At 64.9% G+C, this 15799-nt stretch carries 12 protein-coding genes; 6 read left to right on the forward strand and 6 right to left on the reverse strand.

What is annotated here, in order from left to right; genetic code table 11:
* Positions 1-66 precede the first annotated feature (66 nt).
* On the forward strand, positions 67-855 hold the full coding sequence (locus RDV55_RS06355; protein ID WP_111824451.1) for an SDR family NAD(P)-dependent oxidoreductase: 789 nt from the start codon (positions 67-69) through the stop codon (positions 853-855).
* 74 nt (positions 856-929) lie between these two features.
* Here RDV55_RS06355 and pyrE read toward each other — a convergent pair whose 3' ends face one another.
* Both pyrE and RDV55_RS06365 read right to left on the reverse strand, forming a co-directional pair.
* A complete protein-coding gene (gene pyrE / locus RDV55_RS06360) occupies positions 930-1499 on the reverse strand; it encodes an orotate phosphoribosyltransferase (RefSeq protein ID WP_111824452.1) in 570 nt (189 codons plus the stop codon).
* Between the two features lie 26 nt (positions 1500-1525).
* Positions 1526-2347 carry an HAD-IIA family hydrolase gene (locus RDV55_RS06365; RefSeq protein ID WP_111824453.1) on the reverse strand — a complete coding sequence of 274 codons (822 nt, stop codon included), beginning with the start codon at positions 2345-2347 and terminating at the stop codon, positions 1526-1528.
* Here RDV55_RS06365 and RDV55_RS06370 point away from each other — a divergent pair.
* Together RDV55_RS06370 and fbaA are read left to right on the forward strand one after the other, a co-directional pair.
* Complete coding sequence (locus RDV55_RS06370) at positions 2346-3077, forward strand: TrmH family RNA methyltransferase (RefSeq protein ID WP_111824454.1); 732 nt, start codon at positions 2346-2348, stop codon at positions 3075-3077. The two genes, RDV55_RS06365 and RDV55_RS06370, sit on opposite strands and share 2 nt — an antisense overlap.
* Before the next feature lie 420 nt (positions 3078-3497).
* Entirely contained in the window at positions 3498-4523 is a 1026-nt protein-coding gene (gene fbaA / locus RDV55_RS06375) for a class II fructose-bisphosphate aldolase (protein ID WP_111824455.1), read from the forward strand.
* Between the two features lie 1937 nt (positions 4524-6460).
* On the opposite strand, the gene RDV55_RS06380 is transcribed toward fbaA, so the two are convergent.
* Positions 6461-7927, reverse strand: a complete 1467-nt coding sequence (locus RDV55_RS06380; protein ID WP_111824457.1) for a flotillin family protein — start codon at positions 7925-7927, stop codon at positions 6461-6463.
* Between the two features lie 250 nt (positions 7928-8177).
* Between RDV55_RS06380 and RDV55_RS06385 the strand changes: the two genes are divergently transcribed.
* Both RDV55_RS06385 and RDV55_RS06390 read left to right on the forward strand, forming a co-directional pair.
* Positions 8178-8867: a hypothetical protein gene (locus tag RDV55_RS06385; protein ID WP_111824458.1), complete on the forward strand. Its 690-nt coding sequence runs from the start codon at positions 8178-8180 to the stop codon at positions 8865-8867.
* Positions 8868-8960: 93 nt separating this feature from the next.
* Positions 8961-10166: a hypothetical protein gene (locus tag RDV55_RS06390; RefSeq protein ID WP_111824459.1), complete on the forward strand. Its 1206-nt coding sequence runs from the start codon at positions 8961-8963 to the stop codon at positions 10164-10166.
* A gap of 101 nt (positions 10167-10267) precedes the next feature.
* On the opposite strand, the gene RDV55_RS06395 is transcribed toward RDV55_RS06390, so the two are convergent.
* The 3 genes from RDV55_RS06395 to RDV55_RS06405 all read right to left on the reverse strand — a co-directional run bounded on the left by RDV55_RS06395 (position 10268) and on the right by RDV55_RS06405 (position 13606).
* The gene (locus tag RDV55_RS06395; protein ID WP_111824460.1) at positions 10268-11011 is read right to left on the reverse strand and encodes a glycerophosphoryl diester phosphodiesterase; all 744 of its coding nucleotides are present in this window, start codon (positions 11009-11011) and stop codon (positions 10268-10270) included.
* A 37-nt stretch (positions 11012-11048) separates the two neighbouring features.
* Positions 11049-12311: a DUF4032 domain-containing protein gene (locus RDV55_RS06400; RefSeq protein WP_111824461.1), complete on the reverse strand. Its 1263-nt coding sequence runs from the start codon at positions 12309-12311 to the stop codon at positions 11049-11051.
* Between the two features lie 164 nt (positions 12312-12475).
* Positions 12476-13606: an ABC transporter ATP-binding protein gene (locus RDV55_RS06405; protein ID WP_111824462.1), complete on the reverse strand. Its 1131-nt coding sequence runs from the start codon at positions 13604-13606 to the stop codon at positions 12476-12478.
* 261 nt (positions 13607-13867) lie between these two features.
* Here RDV55_RS06405 and RDV55_RS06410 point away from each other — a divergent pair, with 261 nt between their 5' ends.
* Entirely contained in the window at positions 13868-15799 is a 1932-nt protein-coding gene (locus RDV55_RS06410) for a serine/threonine-protein kinase (RefSeq protein ID WP_111824463.1), read from the forward strand.

The raw sequence follows: 15799 nt of genomic DNA on the forward strand, positions 1-15799 counted from the left end.
CGGGACGCACCTGCGTTCCCGCCCCGGCATCGTGCCGCCGCACGCCCGCAGCGCTAGACTTCCCCCATGGGAACAGCGCTGGTCACCGGAGCGACTTCCGGCATTGGTGAAGAATTCTGTTGGCAGCTCGCAGCCGCGGGCCACGACCTGGTGCTCGTCGCGCGCCGCGAGGACGCCCTGAGCGCGATCGCAGAAACGCTCACGAGCGTTGCCGGCGTGCGCGTCGAGGTGATCGCCGCTGACCTGTCCACCGACGAAGGATGCGCGCGCGTCGCGGACCGCCTCGACGTGGGAGGCCCCGCCGACCGTGACAAACTAGACCTGGCACCCGTCGACCTCCTCGTCAACAACGCAGGATTTGGGTTGGGAACCGAATTCCTGGACAACAGCCTCGAGAACGAAATCAACGGACTGAACGTCATGGTCCGAGCCGTCATGACACTTGCCCACCATGCCGGGATTTCCATGCGCTCGCGCGGGCGCGGTGCCATCCTCAACGTCGGCTCGGTCGCCTCGCGCACCGGCGCGGGCACCTACTCCGCCCACAAGGCCTGGGTCGTCGCCTTCACTGAGGGGCTTGCGGCCGAGCTCAAGGACTCCGGCATCACCGCGACCGTCGTATGCCCCGGCCCCGTCGACACCCCATTCTTTGAGCGTGCGGGCGTCGACATGCGTGCGACGCCTTCCTGGCTCATGGCCAGCCCCGAACAGGTCGTGACAGAAGCCCTCGACGCCGTGCGCGCAGGCCGCGTCCAGGTCACCCCCACGATCCCCTACAAGGTCGCGATGGGGGCCATGAAGATCGCCCCGCGCTGGGTGACCGCGCGCGCCATGCGCTCCGTTCCCCACATGTGAGCACGCGGCAGCAAAGAGGCCGGGGCCGGGTTCGCGCAAAACCCGGCCCCGGCCTCGTCGATGCGAGCGGAGGATTAGGCCAGGCCGATGTCCTCAAGGCCCAGCGCGTAGAAGTACGGGAAGCCCTCGGCCTCAATGCGCTCCTTGGCACCCGTCGCACGGTCGACGATCACCGCGACGGCGACGACGTTCGCGCCGGCCTCGCGCAGGGCGAGCGCGGCCTCCAGCGGGGAGCCGCCGGTCGTGGACGTATCCTCGAGGACGACGACGTTCTTGCCGACGACATCCGGTCCCTCGATGCGACGCTTCATGCCGTGATCCTTCGCGGCCTTACGCACGACGAAAGCGTCCAGGTCCAGGCCGCGCGAGGCGGCGGCGTGCATCATCGCGGTCGCGACGGGATCTGCGCCCATCGTCAGGCCGCCGACGGCCACGTACTCCTCGCCCACCGCGAAGCCGGACTCCTCCAGGAGATCCAGCATGACGTGGCCGATGAGGGGAGCCGCCTCGTGGTGCAGCGTCGAGCGGCGCATATCGACGTAGAAGTCGGACTCACGGCCCGACGCTAGCGTGACCTTCTCGTGAATGACGGAAAGTTCCTGGACGAGGCCAGCCAGGCGTGCCCTGTGGGAATCGTTAGTCATGGGTGTTCCTTCCGGATCGGTGTGGGTCAGTGTGCCGCCTCGACGAGCTCGATGAGATCGCCGATGCCCTCGTGGATACCGAAGGGGCGGAACGGGTAACTGCGGATATCGTCGTAGGCCGTGGAACCCGACAGGACCAGGTGGGTGCGCAGGCCGGCCTCGACGCCCGCGCGCACGTCCGTGTCCATGCGGTCGCCGACCATGGCGGCGCTCTCGGAGTGCGCGCCGATCTTGTTCAGGCCCGCGCGGATCATGACGGGGTTCGGCTTACCGACGAAGTAGGGCTTCTGGCCGGTCGCCGCCGTGATCATCGCTGCGATCGCGCCGCAGGCGGGCAGGGTGCCCTCGTCGGAGGGGCCCGATACGTCAGGATTGGTCGCGATGAACTTAGCGCCGCCCTCGATCAGGCGGATCGCGAGGGTGAGAGCGCGAAAGTCGTAGGAACGTACCTCGCCGAGCACCACGTACTCGGGGTCGGTCTCCGTCATCACGTATCCCGCGGAGTGGATCGCAGTGGTCAGGCCGGCCTCGCCAATGACGAAGGCGGTTGAGCCGGGGGACTGCTGCTGCAGGAACGCGGCCGTCGCGTTCGCCGAGGTCCAGATGTTCTCTTCGGGAATGTCCAGGCCCGAGTTCGCCAGGCGGGCGGACAGGTCGCGGTTGGTGAACACCGAGTTGTTGGTGAGGACCAGGAAGGGGAACCGATTGCCGCGTAGTGCCGCGAGGAATTCATTCGCGCCGGGCAGAGCGCGATTCTCCTTGACCAGGACGCCGTCCATGTCGGAAAGCCACGCGGTCACGGGCGGCAGATCGGCCAGGGCAGTGGGTTCGTGCGTGGGGGCAGTCATGCCTCCATTCTACGGTGCCGCTAGGGTGGGTTCCGTGAACGAGTTCGAAAATGGGTGTGACATCGCGCGTGACGGCGCGTGCGGAACCAACGAGGTCGGGGCCGGGCGAAACGTGCAGGTCGGGGTTGGTCCGTGGCCGGGAGGGGAGGACGCCTGGCCCGTCGGTGAACACTACGACCGGGAGCTCCTTGCCGCTGGGGATCGGCGCAACGTTGAGAATCGCTACCGCTATTGGACGATGGACGCGATCCGCGCGGACATTGCCGCCCGCTCCCTGCCCTTCGAGGTTGCTATCGAAAACCTCGATCACGACTTCAACATTGGGGCGATCGTGCGTACTGCGAATGCTATGGGGGCCTGCCGCGTCCACGTCGTGGGGCGTAAGCGGTGGAACCGCCGCGGCGCTATGGTCACCGACCGCTACCTGCCGGTGGATCATTGCCGCGAGGTGGCTGACCTCGTCGAGCACTGCGTTCGTGAGGGCCTGACGCTCGTCGGTGTTGACAATGTCGAGGGGTCCGTCGCGCTCGAAAGCGCTACGTTGCCCGAACGCGCATGCCTAGTGTTCGGCTCCGAGGCGTCCGGATTGAGCGACGACATGATCGAGGTATGCGAGGTCGTCGTCGCCATTACTCAGCGTGGTTCGACGCGTTCCATGAATGTCGGTCATGCCGCAGCGATCGTTATGTGGGCACACGCGTCGCGTCTTGACGCGGCGGAAGAAGCCTGACTGTCGCTCGAGTTGTCACCCTCATGTGCAGCGTCTAACGGATGTCCAGATCTGCCTCTCAGGCTCCTTTGACGGCCTCAAGGGGCGGGTGACAACAAGGGTGCGTCTGACACAGTCGGCAACACCGTCCTGGTGGCGCCCCAGGACAACGTCCCCGGCACCGTCGTCCTGCCCGTCGCGACTAATGACTCCTACCTTCGATTCCGTGGAACGAGCGCGCAGGGAGACGTCGCAACGACGCTCACCGCCGGCACGGCTGTCGCCGAACTCGGAGCGTGTCGGCCGCTCCAACTGACGAATAACAGCAGGGGACGGGTTGGAAGAAATGCTGTCCAAACGGGACTTCCTTCCCCTCCTCACTCGTGCAAAATGTGAGAGAATCGATCACGACAAAACTGTCACTCGATTAGGAGGCTCCAAGTGCCTATCGCAACCCCTGAGGTCTATGCAGAGATGCTGAATCGCGCACGGGATGGCAAGTTCGCCTACCCTGCGATCAACGTGACCTCGTCCCAGACCATCACCGCCGCCCTCCAGGGCTTCGCCGAGGCCGAGTCCGACGGTATCCTCCAGGTGTCCGTCGGTGGTGCCGAGTACGGCTCCGGCTCTACCATCAAGAACCGCGTCACCGGCTCGCTGGCCCTCGCAGCTTACGCGACCGAGGTTGCCAAGAACTACGGTATCACCGTGGCCCTGCACACTGACCACTGCGCCAAGCAGAACATCGACTCCTGGGTCCGCCCCCTCCTCGAGATCGAGGCTGGCCAGGTTGCCGAAGGCAAGCTGCCCACCTTCCAGTCTCACATGTGGGACGGTTCCGCCATCGATCTCGATGAGAACCTCGAGATCGCTAAGGAACTGCTCGCCCTGTCCGTCAAGGCCAACACCATCCTCGAGATCGAGGTCGGCGCGGTCGGCGGTGAGGAAGACGGCGTCGTCGGAGAGATCAACGAGAAGCTGTACACCACCACGGCCGACGGCATCAAGACCGTCGAGGCCCTGGGCCTGGGCGAGAACGGTCGCTACCTGACCGCTCTGACCTTCGGCAACGTGCACGGTGCCTACAAGCCCGGCCACGTGAAGCTGCGTCCCGAGCTGCTCGGCACCATTCAGGAAGAGGTCGCCGCTCACTACGGCCTGGACCACCGTCCCTTCGACCTGGTCATGCATGGTGGCTCCGGCTCCACCGCCGAGGAGATCGCCACCGCTGTCGCCAACGGCGTCATCAAGATGAACGTCGACACCGACACGCAGTACGCCTTCACCCGTCCGGTCGTTGACCACATGCTGCGCAACTACGACGGCGTCCTCAAGATCGACGGCGAGGTTGGCATCAAGAAGCAGTACGACCCGCGTACGTGGGGCAAGTCGGCTGAGGCAGGCATGGCCGCCCGCGTCGTCGAGGCCTGCGAGCGCCTGGGCGCCACCGGCACCCAGATGCGCTGAAACCTTTGCTGATGGCCGCCTAGCGGCCCGGCGCATGAGCCGCCCGACCCCCGTGGGGTCGGGCGGCTTCGTTGTGCCTGCGGTCCGTCGCCGTGCGCTGGTGCCGGTGTGACGGTGGGTGAGTGTCATGCCTCGCAGGTGTTTCGGGTGCTGGGGGGTGCCCCCGATGCCTGGCCACTGAGTTACCTATTCTGTTTGCCGGGCCGCTGTGCGTTCGGTTGGGCGTTAGCCCGCCCGCGAGATCGCCACACGCGTGTATTGCTCGGAGTAGTCGATCGCGAGGCCCGCCCTGGCCCCGCCGCCGCCCGCCGGTACTGTTGCCATGTTGTGTAGGCGTCTCGGCTCCCTCTGTGCCTGCGGCGCTTTGGATACCGCGTGTGGCTTGGGCCCTGCCTTGGCCTACCGGAACTGCGAACTAGCCCGGTAGGCCGCGTGGTGGCTCCACGACGGCGGGACTCGGTGGAAGTCCCTTCAGCGTCCAACCCCCTCACGGATGCTCCAAGATCCGATCTAGATCCTTGGAACTCCAGTGTTGTGAGGCGTTGACTGTTCATGTCATCGAATTGCGTGTGGCTTGATGGGATTGTGTCCCGATGTGCGCCGCCTGCCACGCAACCTCAAGAAGCCCACCGACGGCCTGTGTGCAACCGATGGCACCTCTGTCGACACTATCCCGCAGCAGATTGAAACCGCTGACGCCACTGTCACTCGAGAAGCACCGTTTTTGGGGCATTTGCTGCCGACAGTGGTGCTCTCGGTTTCATGTGCGCGGTGATAACCCTCGACCGTGGTGTCGGCGGTTTCAATGGTCCGACGAGAGGGGGCAGCGGTACCGGCGGTTGCACGGCAGCAATCGACGATCCCGTCGGGGTCTCAATAATGAGGAGCGGTCATCGTTGTGCCTCCACATCATTTCGAGTCAGAAGTAGAGAGCTTTGTCGAAGGATCATACGGTGACCGCACCCATATTAAACGAGCCGACCACCACACGGTTACACCACTATGCGGGACGCTACTCGGCGTGCGGCGCACGCGGATAGGTTATTGCTTCACGGATAGGTTATCAGCATGCGGATAGCCTACTAACCTATCCGCATCGCCGTAGCCTATCCGCATCGCCGTAACCTATCCGCATCGCCGTAACCTATCCGCTGATGTACGCCTAGGAAATGCCCAGCATATCGATAGCCTATCCGGGTCGTCGTCACCTATCCGCCGAGCCGGTCTCTTGGCCACCTCAATCGTGAAATAATTGTTGGGGGAGATGTGCGCCGAATGGGGAAGACTCAACCCCATCAGATCCTATTAATTCCTCCCTACGGGGTTGAAACCCGTGGATAGGCGCATTGCCCTCGAACACGGCGTGACCTGATTGCTGTCTGTTCCCCCGCACTCAGTAATTCCGCGTGCATTTCTCCCGCTCGTGTTTTCAGATGCGACACAGCAGTGTTGGAATTGGAAGGTTCTTGAGGTTTCCTCGAAAAAGTACCGGCTCGCGTTACCTGCGAGATTTGGGAAAGCGGAGCTTACCAGCGGTAACGCGGCGGTTGTCGGCTCACCGAGTGCAGGGGACCGCCTCGAATACGTCGTGGTCTCCGCCAGCGGTGCGGGGAAGGTACCGAGCAAGAAGAACGCCTGCAAGATTTGGGAAAGCGGAGCTTACCAGCGTTAACGCGGCGGTAGTCGGCTCACCGAGTGCAGGGGGCCGCCTCGAATACGTCGCTGTTTCCGCCAGCGCTCCGGGCCCATGCGATTGGCGTGGATGCGTCATGAGCGGGATCGTTGTGCGTGGGGTTGCCAGCGCCCCGTGCCCATGTGATTGTCGGTGAGATACCCATATATGCGGGGCGTGACCCCGAAGGATCACGCCCCGTCAGACCGACGATCCGGCCTCTTGTGTGGTCACCAGCTGCGTACCGTGAGGGTGGGCCTCGCGCTCACTCCTGCGGTGGATTCGGGACGGCGGCATCGCGCACGCCCTCCGCGACCGCATCGGAGATCGTGGGTGAGACGACCTTGGCGCCCACAAGCGCCGTGAACATCTGCTGCAGATCCAGGCCCAACGAATCGCCCAGGCCCGCGTTGATCTGGCTAATCGACTTCGTGATGTCGCCGACCATCTGCGCGTTGTTGCCCTCGCCGTACATCGTGATGGTGTCGACCTTGGAGAGGGGCTCGGCGACAGCGCGCGCCACCTCGGGCAGCGCACGGAAGTACATCTCCAGCACGGCCGCCTGGTTCATCTTCGTCATGGCCTCAGCCTTCTTCTCGAGGCCCTCGGCCTCGGCCGTCAGCTTCGCGCCGATCGCGGAGGCCTCAGCGCGTCCGCGAGCCTCGATACCCTGGGCCTCGGCGAGCATGGCCTGCTTGTCGGCGTCGGCCTTCTTGGTACGCTCGAAGGCCTCGGCCTCGGCCTGGCGCTGGCGCGCGTACAGGGCCGCGTCTGCCTTCTTCTCGGCCGCGTAACGGTCGGCGTCGGCCTTCGCGTTCACCTCGGCCTGCAGCGCCTGCTTGGTGACGACGACTTCCTTCTCCTTGATGACCGCCTGCTGTTCCTGCTTGACGATGTCAGCCTGCGCGGTCTCGCGCTCGATGTCGCGGCGCTGAATCTGCGACTGAATCTCGTAGGCGGCGTCGGCCTTCGCCTTCTCGGTGTCTGCCTCCACCTTCAGCGCGGCCTGGCGCTTAGCGAGGTCCGTCTGCTTCTGGGCGATCTCCAGCTGGGACGCGACCTGGGCGTCGTTCGCTTCCTTCTGGGCGACGGCGGTCGCCTGCGCGACCTCCTTCTGAGCGTTCGCCTTCGCGATGGCCGCAGTCTTGCGGATCTGCTCCGTGTTGTCGATACCGAGGTTGTCGATGACGCCGTTCTGGTCGGTGACGTTCTGGATGTTGAAGGCGACGATCTCGAGGCCCATCTCCTCCAGGTCCTGCTTCGCGTTCTCTTGAACACGCTCGGAGAAGGCGGCGCGGTCGGTGATGATGTCGGTGAGGCGCATCTGGCCGATGATGGCGCGCAGGTGGCCCTCGAGGGTGTCACGTACCTCCTCTGAGATCTCGGAGGTCGTCTTGTACAGGAAGTTACGCGTTGCAGCGCGGAATAACGTCGGGTCATCGGTCGCGATGCGGACCTTGACGGCGGCGTCGACTCGCACGTTGATGTAGTCGTTCGTGGGGACGAAGTCCGTGGTCTGGGCATCGACGGAAATCATCGAGGCGGTCATGGTGTCCACGCGCTCCAGCAGCGGGAACTTCCAACCCGTCTTACCGTGCAGCACGCGCTGGCCGCGCGGGCCGGAGATCACCTTGATTTCGCCCGGCGACGCAGAGACAAAGCTAGCCCACAGGAACAGAAGAAAGAAGAGAGTTACCGCGCCGGCAATGGCTGCGATGACCAGAAGAGACATGATAGCTGCTTTCAGGTGAGGGATGCGGCTCCTACTTTCGTGCAGCCGCGCAACGGGTCAGGATAGCAGGGAATGACTCGTGGCTCAAACCTGTTGCTTGATAGACGTTCCAGAGAAACTCCCCCGGTCTCTTCTGTCCCCACGATGCCTCTTGAAACCGGACGATTGTGCGCCGTATGATGAGACAACCGCGCGATGAGACGCAGCTATGAGTACCCAACGGCGGGCGAGTGTAGAAAGAAACGGCACCATGAAGAAAGCACTGATCGTTATCGGAGTCGTGGTCGTTGCAGCACTTGCATGTTTTGTCGCCTGCAACATGGTGAATAACGAGCCTGTCGCGAAAAAGCCGGTCCTGTACCTGTACCCGCAGGAGGAACGTCACCTCACGGTGACACTTGACCTGGAAGGAAGCCTCGACACCGTCTACCCGGCCCCGGATTCTCAGCAGTCGACGGAGCGGGGGACGCAGGCCTCGTGGATGGTGACCGCTTCTCCCGACGGGACCCTCGCAGACCAAGAGGGGCGCACGTACCCATCGCTCTTCTGGGATGGGTACGCGCCCCTCCCGGACCCCGAGACCGGCTTCGTGGTCGCTCGCGAGGATGCCGTTTCTTTCTTGGAGGATAAGCTCGCCCAGCTGGGTCTCAACGACCGAGAGGCAGCCGACTTCATCACCTACTGGGCACCGCATATCCGTGCACATGAGCACACGTTTGTGTCCTTCGACGCGAGCACCTACGTGCAGGCGGCTTCCTACCGTTTCGCGGATGAGGCCGGGAATCAAGTCGAGCCGGACACCTTCATTCGGGTGTTTATGTCGATCCGTGAGGCGCGAGCCGATACGGTCGTTCAGCCTCAGTCCTTAACCGCGCCGCCAACGCGCACCGGCTTTGTCGCCGTCGAGTGGGGCGGGACGGAACGCAACAGAATCTCGTAACTGACCGTGCGGGCGAGCGAAAAAGCGACCCACGCGACACAATGGAAGCATAGAGTGGTGAGACGATGCCACCACGAACAGGAAGGTAGTGACATGGCCCAGGACTGGACCCGCATTGAAGGCATGATCATCGGCCACGATCTGGATCCCAGCGTGGTGGCTGGTGAACTGAAGGAGCGTTCGATTCTCGCTCAGCTTGAGTGGTTCCCGTCGTCGCCTCAGCTGCTCGGGCTTAACGTCGCGGTCTCCGACGAGCGCGTTGCTACCGTGCCCGCCGGCTCGACGGAGGTCGTTCCCGGCCTGACGCCCGCCGAGCTGGCCAGTGAACTTGCCATCCTATTCGACGCCGAGGTGCGCATCGGCAACGCGACCGCAGACCACCTGCCCGAGGGCGACTCGCCGCTCGGTAAGGTCTGGCCCTCTGACGACGAGGAGCTTGAGGCCATCGAGCCTGCCCCGACCCGCATTGTCGAGATCGGTCGTACCCCCGCCTCGTCCGTGCCGCTCCTGGCTGCCCTTGAGGGCGTGGATCTGGGCGACCTCGAGCTCGCTGATGGACACCGTGCGCTTCTCGCTGAGCTGCCCGCCGAGAAGGAGGGCTGGAACTTCGGCGACCTGCCGCTGGTCACCCTCTCCGTGACGGACGGCGAATTCCAGGTCTTCCTGGTCACCGACGACCACCTCGAGCACATCATCTCCCACAACTGGAGCATGGACGCAGCGATCGTTCCCGGCGGACACGATCGCACCGCCGAACTGCCCGGCGAGGTCATCGACCTGGTTGGCGATCGCCTTGACCTCCAGGAGATTGCCGAGGCCGTCCCCGGCTCGGATGCCGACGCGTTGTGGGCATCGGTGGCAACGACCGGCGAGGAGTCCGTCTGGAAGGTCGTGCGCGCGCTTGGCCTGCCCGGCTCGGTTGCAGGCTTCCTCCTGGGCACCACCGACATCGAAGATGTCGAGGGCGTCTCCGTACACCTGGCGCGCGGCATCTCTAACGCGATTGGGCGCAGCGTCGACATCATGATGGGCCAGCCTCAGTCGGTTGTGAAGCCCCTGTGGAACTCCTACGAGTCCGTGGCCGTCGAGCGCCCGTGGATCATCCACGCCGCAGTTGCCACCGAAGCCATCGTCGGCACCGGCATGCTCGTTGCCGCCGTGCGTGCCTCGTCGCCGCGCTCGGGTTGGATGCGCTTCGCGGGCATCGTGGGTGGCCTGATGGTCGTGGACTCCATCGCCGAGCTTTCCCTGGCCAAGCACGTCTCCAAGCGCTTTACGCGCCGCGCGGGCGAAGCGTAAAACGTCAGCTGACACATACATAACAGGTAGCCGGGGTCGCGTGAGCGACCCCGGCTACCTCGTCCGTTGTCGGTGGTGCGCGGACCGACCGCGCCTACCCGTTAGGCCTTCAGGGCATCGGCGGGGAAGTCCTGCGGGCGATCGGTGAAGATGCCGGTGACGCCCCACGAGGCTAGCTCGCGGGCCTGCTCCACGTCGTTGACGGTCCACACGTTGACCTCAAAGTCAGCGTCGCGCATTGCGCGCACGTCGGACTCGGTGAGGCCCCGGGCGCCCGGGTGAATGGCGGTGGCGCCCAGGGCGGCCGCGCCCTCGCGCCATTCCTCGGAGGCGCGCTCGATCAGCCAGCCCAGAGCGATCGTCGGGCACTTCTCATGGAAGGCGGCGAGCAGCTCGTGGTCGAAGGAAGAGACGAGGAGTTGCGAGGGAACCTTGTCTCCGGCGAGTGTGACGGCAAGGGCCTCGATGAGGCGTTCGCGCAGGCGATCCCCGCCCGCGCACGGCTTGATCTCCAGGTTCGCGCCCATCTGCTGCGCGTGCGCGAATGCGAGAGCGTCCGCGGCCTCGGGAATACGTTCGAAACGGTAGGTGTCGGAGAACCAGCGGCCCGCGTCCAGGCGGCGCAGCTCGGAGTACCCGATCCGGTAGTACGAGCCCGAGCCGGTCGTCGTACGGTCCAACGTGTCGTCGTGGATGACGATGAGAGAGCCGTCGCCGGCGATATCCACGTCGAACTCGAACCAGCGGGCACCGACCTCCATCGCCTTGGAGAACGCGGCAATCGTGTTCTCCGGCGCGAGCGAGGAAGCGCCCCTGTGGGCAAAGATGCGGGGGAATTCAGACATAGGTGCTCCTAGCGTGAACGGGAGGGGCGTTGTGCCCTCACCACAGGTCGGGGTTCGCCTCGGCGCTGAGCATAGAGGAGCGGCCAGGACCGGGTCCGATGAGGACGGCCTCGTCGCGCTTGGACGGCAAGATGTTCTCGATGTAGGAGGCGACGGCCTCCTCACCGGGAATGTCGTGACCGGCCTGCTGGGCCATGTACCAGCGGTGTTCGAGGTACTCGTGATACAGCTGAGCCGGCTCGAGCTTGCCAGCGAGTTCGCGTGGAATCGCGCGCACGACGGGCGTGAACACGTCGGTAATCCACTCGTGGGCGGCCTGCTCAAGGGGAATGTCCTGCAGCCCACTCGTCGCGCGCCACACGTCAATGTCTGCGAGGAGGCGGGCGGCCTGGTGTTCGCCGACGTCCATCCCGGTCAGGCGCATGAACTTACGGTTGTGGTGCCCGGCGTCGACCACCTTGGGCTGGATGACCAGATGCTCGCCCGACGAATCCGATGCCATGTGCAGCTCGGCGACATCGAACCCGAGGTCGTTGAGGCGGCGAATGCGCTCATTGACGAGGTATTGGCGCTGCGTGTTCGGGATTGATTCCTCGGCGGTGACCTCATTCCACAGCAGATCGTACTGGGTGCGGATGCGGTCGCCGACATCAATGGGGTCGGCATCCTCCGGGAAGAAGCCGCCTGCCTGCAGGTCCATGAGCTCACCGATGATGTTTGTGCGCGCCAGGTCGACGTCGTATTCGCGCTGCCCGGGGGTGAGTCTCGGGTGCAACTCGCCGGTTTCGGCGTCCACCAGGTAGGCGGCAAACTCTCCGGCGTCGCGGCGGAAGAGCGTATTCGACAGGGACACGTCGCCCCAGTAGAAGCCCAGGAGATGCAGACGCACGAGGAGGAGAGCGAGTGCGTCGATGAGACGCGTCGCCGTATCCTCGCGCATCGACAGGGAGAAAAGCGCGCGGTATGGCAGCGAGAACTGCAGGTGCTCGGTGACGAGGGCGGCATTGAGTTCCTCCCCGTCGGCGCTCTCGCGGCCCGTGATGACGGCAACGGGGTGGACAGATGGGGCATCGAGGCGGGTGAGGTCGCGCAGGCGGTCGTACTCATGGTGGGCGACTGTCGGCCCGATTTCCTTGATGGCGAGCACGCGTCCGGACAGGTTTACGAAGCGCACGATATGGCGGGAAATGCCGCGGGGAAGCGCAGCGAGTAGGTTGGACGGCCACTCCTCAAGGGGGACATCCCAGGGGAGGTCCAGGAGTGCGGGGTCGACCGCGGCCGCAGTAATGTCCAAAGCCATGATCTCTATTCTCTCACCTCTGAGGGTATTCGCCTAGTACGAAACCTGGAGAGTACACGATTTGAGCTGAGGATTCGTGATGGCATAGCGAAACCCCGGCCTCGTCCAGGAGGTACGAGAGGACGAGGCCGGGGCCGTCTATCGGCATGCGCGGACGCTATGCGTCACTCGGGCAGGCGAACGCCCGTGGAAGCCGAGAAGTTGTGCTGCTGCCCTTCGCGGATGCGCACGTGCACGACGCCGCCGCGCCCGGGAGCGGTACGCGGAGGGACACGAACGATCAGCTGCTTGCCGGTGCCCTCGGCACCCGAACCCAGGCCCTCGCCCTCGGAAGCACCTGCCAGGTGGCCGTACACGTAGGCGTCGGAGCCGAGTTCCTCAACGAAGTCGACCTCGACCGGAATGGTGCCCTCGGTGCCCTCGGGAACGACGTCCAGGCCCTCGGGGCGGAAACCGATCTTGATCTTTCCGCCGTCCTCAGCGGTCATCGCGGCGCGGGCGGCCTCGGAGACGGATACGCGTGCGGGACCGAGCTTGGCCCACTCGCCGTCAACCGTGAAGGTGCCCAGGTTCATGGCGGGGGAGCCGATGAATCCGGCGACGAACTCGTTGGCGGGACGCTCGTACATCTCCTGCGGGGTGCCGCACTGCTGGAGGAGACCGCCGGCGAGGACCGCGATGCGGTCGCCCATCGTCAGGGCCTCGGTCTGGTCGTGTGTGACGTACACGGTGGTGACGCCGAGCTCGCGCTGCAGGGAGGCGATCTGCGTGCGGGTCTGGACACGCAGCTTGGCGTCCAGGTTCGACAGGGGCTCGTCCATGAGGAACACCTGGGGCTTGCGGACGATCGCGCGGCCCATGGCGACGCGCTGACGCTGGCCACCGGACAGAGCCTTGGGCTTGCGGTCCAGGTAGGGCTCCAGATCGAGGATCTTGGCGGCCTCTTCGACGCGCTTGTTGATCTCTTCCTTGGGGGTGCCAGCGATCTTCAGGGCGAAGCCCATGTTCTCGCGCACCGACATGTGGGGGTAGAGGGCGTAGTTCTGGAAGACCATCGCGATGTCGCGGTTCTTCGGCGGAACGTCGGTGACGTCCTTGTCGCCGATGAGGATGCGACCGGCGTTGACGTCCTCGAGTCCTGCGAGCATGCGCAGCGAGGTGGACTTACCGCAGCCGGAGGGGCCGACGAGGACGAGGAATTCGCCGTCCTCAATCTTAAGGTCAAGCTGGTCGACGGCGGGCTTGTCGGAACCCGGGTAGACACGGGTGGCCTTGTCAAAGGTAACGGTTGCCATGGAGTTTTCCTTCCCACCGGCAGGTACGTGCCGGACGATCCGTAGTGGGGTGACCGTGGAGCGTCTTCGCCCACGGAGTGCGAACGCGGATCGTTCCGCGCGCGCGACTAACTGCGAAGTTAGCACGTCTGTGTGTGGGTGTACAGTCCGGGTCGGATGCTGGATTACTGGTGGGTGTTCGGCTGTCATCGACTGGGACGAGGCCGGGGTCCCTGCGCGCGGATGCCCGCAGATGGGGGAGTGGCCAGGTAGTCTGAGGGCGTGGAAGAAGGCGAGGAACTGGGCGGTTACAGGCTGATCCGTCGGCTCGGTACAGGCGGAGCGGGTACGGTCTGGCTGGCCGAAGATGGGGGCGGCACGCGTGTCGCCCTCAAAGCCATGCACCCCGCGATGGCGGCCTCGGAGGCGTCACGCCAGCGCTTGGAGCGCGAGACGCGCACGGTGAACTCCGTGCGTTCGCACTTCGTCGCGCACATCGTCGACGCGGAGACGGATGCGACGCAGCCCTTCGTTGTCTCCGAGTATGTCGAGGGTCCCACGCTCGCGGAAATCCTGCTGTCCGGACCGATCCCGCTGCGCGGCGTCGCAGCCATGTCCTACCATCTGGCCTCCACGATCGCGGCCGTACACCACGCGAACATCATCCACCGCGACATCAAGCCCTCCAATATCATTTGCTCCCCGCGAGGCCCCGTCCTTATCGACTTCGGCATCGCGATGGCGACCTCGGATCAGCACTTGACGAGCACCGGCCTCGTGTCGGGTACTGCCGGATATACCGCGCCCGAACTACTCCAGGGACACGGCGCCACGAAAGAATCGGACTGGTGGGCGTGGTGTGCAACCCTCCTCTCGTGTGCGACCGGCCGACCGCCATTTGGCAAGGGTGACGTATCGGCCACGATGTTGCGCGTCCTCGGGGGAGACCCCGACCTCGCCGGTCTGCACCCCATGGTTGCCGATGCGCTCGCGGGTGGACTTGCTCCCGACCCCGATGAGCGTCCCTCGCCCTCCCTGATCGTCGCCGACCTGATGAGCGCAGTCGGCTGGGCCCCCGGCGAACTCGACTATGTGACGGTCAACTGGGCGCAGCTGCTCGATACGGGCATGCGCACGCAGATGGTCAATTCCGATCCCCAGGAGATCGCCGCGCCTCCTCAATGGGAGGAGGCGGGGCAACGTCCGGGTGCCGCCGGTGCGCGCGCCGTCGCCTACCCGCAGCATCCGCGGCGTGATGCCTCGGAGTTCACCGCGGCAAACGATCACACGGAGGTCGTGGATACCGCCTCAGTGGCGGAAGGCTACGGTGACTGGGAGGACGAGTCCACCGAGGTCGCCTGGCACGACGATGCGACCGACACGTGGCAGGTCGTCGATGATGCGGACCCCACCGAGGTGTTGGCACCCTATCCGCAAGCTCCCTACGCGCACCCGCAGGGTGCCTACGGTCCCGGGCCTGGCGTTGCCCCCGATCCCGCGCAGCGGCCGTACCCTCAAGCGGGCTTCGTGACACCTCCGGTGGGCGCGGGTCCTCAGTGGAACCCGAGTCCTGGCGCAGGTGTCGTCGGCGCGCACGACGAGACGGCCTCGTCTCCGGAAAAGAAGAATGCCTGGATCTCCGGTGCCGCTGTGCTCGCGCTCCTGGCCTCACTGCCCTTCCTCCTCGGTATGAGCGGCACCCTCATCGTCGGCATCGCCCTCGCCGCCTTCGGGTTGGTTGGAGCGATGAGTCGGTGGGTCGAGCGGCGGCGCATCCTGCGTGGGCCTAAGCCTTCGGATGGGGCAGCCGTCATCGCTATGTCCCCGATCCTGCTCGCGCGTTCGATCGTGACCACCGCCCTGGGCCTCACTGTGGGGGGTCTTATCCCCTATCTCGTGTGGGCCGGTGTTTCGTATTCTTATGAGGGACGTGTCCTGTGGACCTGGCCAGTCGACGTAGCTACGTCAAGCGGCCTCGATCGCAGCGATTACTGGCTCAGTGACCCCCGTGGGACGATCATCGTGTGGGCGCTTGCGGCGGCCACCATCTTGGCGGCCTGGCTGATGCCGTTCGCCGCAGATCTGCGTGTTGGAACGGCGACATCGCTGCGCGCGATCGTACGTCCTGCCTGGGGACGCGCGCTCCTCACGGTAGGCTGTGGGGGGTTCCTGGCAGGTGCATGGCTGATCGTTACGGGTGGGCTGTCGCACTAA

It is taken from the genome of Schaalia odontolytica, from assembly GCF_031191545.1.
GTDB lineage: Bacteria > Actinomycetota > Actinomycetes > Actinomycetales > Actinomycetaceae > Pauljensenia > Pauljensenia odontolytica.